This is a genomic window from Streptomyces pathocidini (assembly GCF_001418495.1).
In the GTDB taxonomy this organism is placed as follows: domain Bacteria; phylum Actinomycetota; class Actinomycetes; order Streptomycetales; family Streptomycetaceae; genus Streptomyces; species Streptomyces pathocidini.
On the sequence record NZ_LIQY01000577.1, the window covers coordinates 1 to 5503 of the forward strand.

Sequence of the window (5503 nt, forward strand, 5' to 3'; positions counted from 1 at the left end):
CCGTGAAGTCAGTGATGCGCAGCGCTGGTCGGCGCACGCAGCAGTTGGACACCCAGCTCTTGGCGGGTGTCCGGGCCGGTCGCGAACGCCGCCTCGTCGTGGGCTCCGCGCGCGGGCTGTCAGCGTCTGCCGAGCACGCCGCGGTGTGGCTGGCGCTGGGCTTGGTCGGCGCCGCCGCCGACCGGTCACGGCGCGGGCAGTGGCTGGCCGGTGTCGCACGCGTGGCGGCGGCGCACGCGGCGAGTTCCGCCGTGAAGCACGTGGTCAAACGGGAGAGGCCGAGCGTAGCCGGCTCCTCGCCCGGGGCGGCTCCTGTCGGCCGGTGGTCGTTCCCCAGCTCCCATGCCACCTCGTCGGCGGCCGCCGTAGCCGCCTACGGACCGCTCCTGCCCCCGCCGCTGCGTGTGGGCCTGACCGCCGTCTCGGCGGGGGTCGTATGGTCGCGCCTGCTCCTCGGTGTGCACTACCCGACCGATGTCGCGGCAGGTGCCGCGCTGGGTACGGCCGTCGCTATGGCGGGCAGCCGAACCCGTTCCCCTCACTCTCTTCAACAAACCAGCACTACCACGGAGTTCATGTCATGAAGGTCTCCAGCTCTCATACCCCCACGCTGGACCTGGACCTGGACCCGGCGGCAGCTCCCGCCCGTTCCCTCTTCCCCGGGTCCGCCGCACCACGGGAATCGAAGCGAAGCCTGGTGGGAGGTCTGATACGTACCGCGCGCCCTCGCCAGTGGGTGAAGAACTCCCTTGTCCTGGCGGCTCCGCTTGCCGCCGCGGACTTCCGCAACGCGGCCGGCATCGCCTCGGCTTTCGTCGTGTTCTGCCTCGCCTCGTCGGCGATCTACTTCCTCAACGATGCACTGGACGTCCACGCCGACCGCGCCCACCCGACCAAGTGCCAACGCCCCATCGCGGCCGGACTGGTGTCCAGGCCCCTCGCCTACGCCACAGGCGCTGCGCTCGCCGTCACCGCGGCGGTGCTCGCCCAGCTGCTCACCAATGCCCTTACGGTCGCTGTCATCGTGGCCTATCTGGTCATCCAGGTCCTGTACACCGTGGTGCTCAAGCACATGCCGATCTTCGATCTGGCAGTGATCGCCTGCGGTTTCGTACTGCGTTCCGCAGCGGGCGGCACCGCGGCCGAGGTCGAGTTGTCGAGCTGGTTCCTGGTCGTCGCCGGCTCTGGGGCCCTGCTGATGGCCGCCGGCAAGCGCTACTCGGAAGCGGTTCTGGTCGGCGAAGGGGAATCCAGTACGCGCGCCTCACTCGCGAAGTACTCGGTGAGCTACCTGCGCATGGTGTGGCAGCTGGCCTGTGCCGTCGCGATCATGTCGTATGCCCTGTGGGCGCTCGGCCTGGAGTCCAACGGCACCCTGGTGCCCTGGCGTGAACTCTCCATCCCCCTCTTCGCACTGGCGATGCTCTGCTACGCCGCCCATATCGACGAGGGACGTGCCGGAGCACCGGAGGACGTGGTCCTTCGCGATCCGTCGCTGGTGGTGCTGGGCGCAATCTGGGTGTGCTTCTTCGGCCTGGCCGCCTTCAACGTCTGAGGCCGGACCCACCGTGGCCCATGGCCTCTGCGATCCGGACAGGAGACCCTCACGGGGCTCCCCAGCGGAACGTCAGAGGCTGACCATGGGGTCGAACCACGCGGGGCCGTCCCCCAGTGCCTGCTTGATCCGCATCAGTGCGAAGTCCTCCAGCTCGGGCAGGGCGTCCAGCGGGAACCACCCGACCTCCAGCGACTCCTCGTCGTTGACCCGGGCCTCGCCTCCCACGGCCCGGCAGCGCAGCGTGACGTCCATGAACTGGCAGCGGTCGCCGTTGGGGTACTCGACGGGGTCGAGCGCCTGGACCAGGACGACGCGCTCGGCCACGCAGCGGACCGCCGTCTCCTCGTACACCTCGCGTACGGCGGTCGCGGCCGGCTGCTCGCCGGGCTCGCAGATGCCTCCGATGATCGACCATCGGCCGGTGTCGACGCGGCGCCCAAGCAGCACTCGCCCGTCGTCGTCGAAGACGATGACGCTGACGCCGGGGAGCCAGAGGAGCTGGTGACCCGCGGTAGCGCGCAGGTCACGGATGAAGTCGGGGGTTGCCATGCGTCGAGCGTAGCGGGGGCGCTGATCTTGCCTTCGGCGGCTCGGACGGCACCACCCAGCGGCAGCACCGCTGGCGCCGCCGAGCGGCAGCACCGCCGCGTCAGGCCGGGCGGCGCGTCAGGCCTGGGCGGCGCGACGCGCCGCGGACAGGCGCCGCAGCCGGTCGCGGACGACCCGTACCGCGTTCTCGGCGTCGTCCACCGTCACGGTGAAGATCCGCCCGTCCCCGAGCCGTACGGCCATGCCCTCGCCGCGGCGTACGACCACGGCCGTGCCCTTCTCGGGCCGCCAGCGGTAGCCCCAGCCGCCCCACTCGTGCGGGGTGACGCGGGGTACGAAGTCGGCGCCCACCACGTTCTCGAGCGGGATGCGGCGGCGCGGCAGCCCGACGTGCCCGCAGCGCACCTCGACGGCCTCCTGGTCGACGCGTACGTGGACGTGGACGAACGCGAGCGTGCCGAAGAGGATCAGCAGTCCGGCCGCGATGCAGCCGATCACGGACATCAGGAGCGGGGCGAAGGATGCGGTCCACGCGGAGTCGGCGGCGAGCTCGATGCCGAGGGCCAGGCAGGCCGCGCCGAGCGCCGCGAGCGGCCACTGCGCGCGGTTGACCGCGCGCCCGTTCCAGACCTCCGGAACGGGCTCGGCGTCGTCGCCGGAGCCGCCATGGGGGTGGTCCCTCATGGATGTGAGCGTACCCGTGATCGGGGCCCGCAGCAGGGGGTTGCGGGCCGCGACGGTGTGTGCCGGGCGCAGGAAGCGGGTCCCTCGGGGTCCGTGCGCCCGGGGGCCCGCCCCGCGTACGGGTTACCCGGTGGCGGGGCTGACGGCGGCCAGCGCGCGGCCTTCGGCGTAGAGGAGGGCGGTGGCCGGGAGTGCCGCCTCGCGGCCGCTGAGGATCACGGTCAGCTCCTCGGCGCTCGGCGCGGCGGGTGCGGGCCGGTCGCCGATGCGGCGCAGGGCCTGGGCGGCGACGGCTCCGGCCGAGCCGTGGAGCGCGACGGGCGGCCGCCCCGGCCGCTGCACGGCGGCCCGGATGCGCTCGGCGACCAACTCGTAATGGGTGCAGCCCAGGACCACGGCCCTTACATCGGGGGGTGTGAGCGCGGCCGCGGCGGCGATGGCGGCGTCGATCGCGGCCTCGTCGGCGTGCTGCACCGCGTCGGCGAGGCCCGGGCAGGGCACCTCGGTGACGGCCACGCCGTCGGCGAACTCCTCGATCAGCCCGCGCTGGTACGGGCTGCCGGTGGTGGCGGGGGTCGCCCAGATCGCCACGGGCCCACCGCCCGCGGCCGCCGGCTTGATCGCCGGGACCGTGCCGATGACCGGCAGCCCGGGTTCGAGCTCGGCGCGCAGGGCCGGCAGGGCGTGTACGGAGGCGGTGTTGCAGGCGACAATCAGCGCGTCGGGCCGGTGGAGGGCGGCGGCGCGGGCGCAGGCGAGGGTGCGGGTCGCCACGTCCTCCGGGGTCCGCGGCCCCCACGGCAGGCCGTCGGGGTCGGAGGAGAGCACGAGGGCCGCGTCGGGGCGGAGCCTGCGCACCGCGGCGGCGGCCGCCAGCAGTCCGATTCCGGAGTCGATGAGGGCGATCTTCACCCGGCAACTTTAAGCGATCCACAGCCGGGGCCCCTCCTCGGCAAGTGCCCTCGGGGCCGCCGCGAATGGACCGGTGGCGCGTATGCGGCGCGTATGTCGGGCAGCTCGGGCACCGCGTCCGGCAGACTGCGTCGGGTGAGCCTGCTGACCTGGATCGCCGTGGGATCGCTCGTCGCCTGGGGGTGGCTGCTGCTCGGGCAGGGCGGGTTCTGGCGGACGGACGTGCGCCTGCCGCCGAGGCCGGACGACGAGCCCGGGCAGCGGCCTCCGGAGGAGCGGGCCCGGGGTGACGAGCCGGAGACGTGGCCCTCGGTGGCCGTCGTGGTCCCCGCCCGGGACGAGGCCGGGGTGCTGCCCGTCTCTCTCGCCTCGCTGCTCGCGCAGGACTACCCGGGCCCGGCCGAGATCCTCCTCATCGACGACGGCTCCACCGACGGCACCGGCCGCCTGGCGCGCGAACTGGCCGACCGGACCGAGGGCGGCCTCCCCCTGACCGTCACCTCACCCGGCGAACCGGAGCCCGGCTGGACGGGCAAGTTGTGGGCCGTGCGCCACGGCATCGCCCTCGCCCGTGCGCGTGAGCCCGCGCCCGAGTACCTGCTCCTGACGGACGCCGACATCGCCCACGCGCCGGACAGCCTGCGGGAGTTGGTGGCCGCTGCCCGCGCCTCGGGGCTGGATCTGGTGTCGCAGATGGCGCGGCTGCGCGTGGCCACGTTCTGGGAGCGGCTGATCGTCCCCGCGTTCGTCTACTTCTTCGCGCAGCTCTACCCGTTCCGCCGGGTCAACCGGCCACGCGCGCGTACCGCGGCCGCGGCGGGCGGCTGCGTGCTGCTGCGCGACGCCGCCGCCCTCCACGCGCGCGTGCCGGAGAGCATCCGGCACGCGGTGATCGACGACGTGGCGCTCGCGCGGGCGGTCAAGCGCGGCGGCGGCCGGATCTGGCTGGGGCTCGCGGAGCGGGTGGACAGCGTGCGCCCGTACCCGGGTCTCGGCGAGCTGTGGCGCATGGTGTCGCGCAGCGCGTACGCCCAGCTGCTGCACAGCCCGGTGCTGCTCCTGGGCACGGTCGCGGGGCTCGCGGTGGTCTATCTGGCGCCCCCCGCCTGCCTGTTGGGCGGTGCGCTGTACGGAAACGGGGCCGCGGCGGCGGCCGGCGGCGCGGCATGGGCGGTGATGGCCGGCACGTACGCACCGATGCTGCGCTACTACCGGCAGCCGCTGTGGCTCGCGCCCCTGCTGCCGTTCACCGCGGCGCTCTATCTCCTGATGACCGTGGACTCGGCCGTCCAGCATTACAGGGGCCGGGGCGCGGCCTGGAAGGGCCGCACGTATTCGCGTCCGCGACGGGTCCCAGAAGAGCGGTTCGACCCCGCCGATTCCGGCCGACCGGATCCGGCCAACCCCCGGTAACCCGCTGGGTACTTGGCTTTTACGCGATAGCAACGCCGCGAGAGGCCCCATTTCCCCGAGTTCGCTCCCATTGGGGACCGCTGGCCACTCCGACCCCGGGAAACAACCTTCTTTTCAGACTCCCCAACCAGCACATCGTGGGCTTAACTTATGGGGTATGACCTCCTCCCGCTCCACCTATGGCGGCGGCTACTACTCCGCGTCCTTCCCGGACACCCCGATCTACGACAGCCTCGTCGCAGAGCGGGGCACGCCCCAGATCGCCCCCATCCGGGTCCCCGCCGCCTATGACTCCGGCAGTCATCTGCCGGCGCTCCCCTCCGCCCTACCGGCCCTTCCGGCGGCCCCCTCGCAGCCCTCGTACGGCCATCAGCAGCCCGTCCCGCA

Annotated in this window: 7 protein-coding genes; 4 read left to right on the forward strand and 3 right to left on the reverse strand. The window is 73.1% G+C overall.

The genetic code is table 11. The features are described 5' to 3' along the window. Window positions 1-2 precede the first annotated feature (2 nt). Both AOK16_RS22895 and AOK16_RS22900 read left to right on the forward strand, forming a co-directional pair. Complete coding sequence (locus AOK16_RS22895) at window positions 3-584, forward strand: phosphatase PAP2 family protein (protein WP_240483707.1); 582 nt, start codon at window positions 3-5, stop codon at window positions 582-584. Next, window positions 581-1555: a decaprenyl-phosphate phosphoribosyltransferase gene (locus tag AOK16_RS22900; RefSeq protein WP_079101678.1), complete on the forward strand. Its 975-nt coding sequence runs from the start codon at window positions 581-583 to the stop codon at window positions 1553-1555. Before AOK16_RS22895 ends, AOK16_RS22900 begins: the two co-directional genes overlap by 4 nt. A 72-nt stretch (window positions 1556-1627) precedes the next feature. Here AOK16_RS22900 and AOK16_RS22905 read toward each other — a convergent pair whose 3' ends face one another. The 3 genes from AOK16_RS22905 to AOK16_RS22915 form a co-directional block, all read right to left on the reverse strand. After that, window positions 1628-2107, reverse strand: coding sequence for an NUDIX hydrolase (locus AOK16_RS22905; protein WP_055474045.1), 480 nt, complete (start codon window positions 2105-2107; stop codon window positions 1628-1630). Window positions 2108-2224: 117 nt separating this feature from the next. Continuing rightward, a complete protein-coding gene (locus AOK16_RS22910; RefSeq protein WP_055474046.1) occupies window positions 2225-2791 on the reverse strand; it encodes a hypothetical protein in 567 nt (188 codons plus the stop codon). Window positions 2792-2914: 123 nt separating this feature from the next. Next, a complete protein-coding gene (locus AOK16_RS22915; RefSeq protein ID WP_055474047.1) occupies window positions 2915-3703 on the reverse strand; it encodes a glutamate racemase in 789 nt (262 codons plus the stop codon). 93 nt (window positions 3704-3796) lie between these two features. Here AOK16_RS22915 and AOK16_RS22920 point away from each other — a divergent pair, with 93 nt between their 5' ends. Both AOK16_RS22920 and AOK16_RS22925 read left to right on the forward strand, forming a co-directional pair. Then, complete coding sequence (locus AOK16_RS22920; protein ID WP_055474048.1) at window positions 3797-5116, forward strand: glycosyltransferase; 1320 nt, start codon at window positions 3797-3799, stop codon at window positions 5114-5116. A 157-nt stretch (window positions 5117-5273) separates the two neighbouring features. Next, window positions 5274-5503: DUF6643 family protein (locus tag AOK16_RS22925; protein WP_338058501.1), on the forward strand; the 230-nt coding region annotated here is incomplete at its 3' end.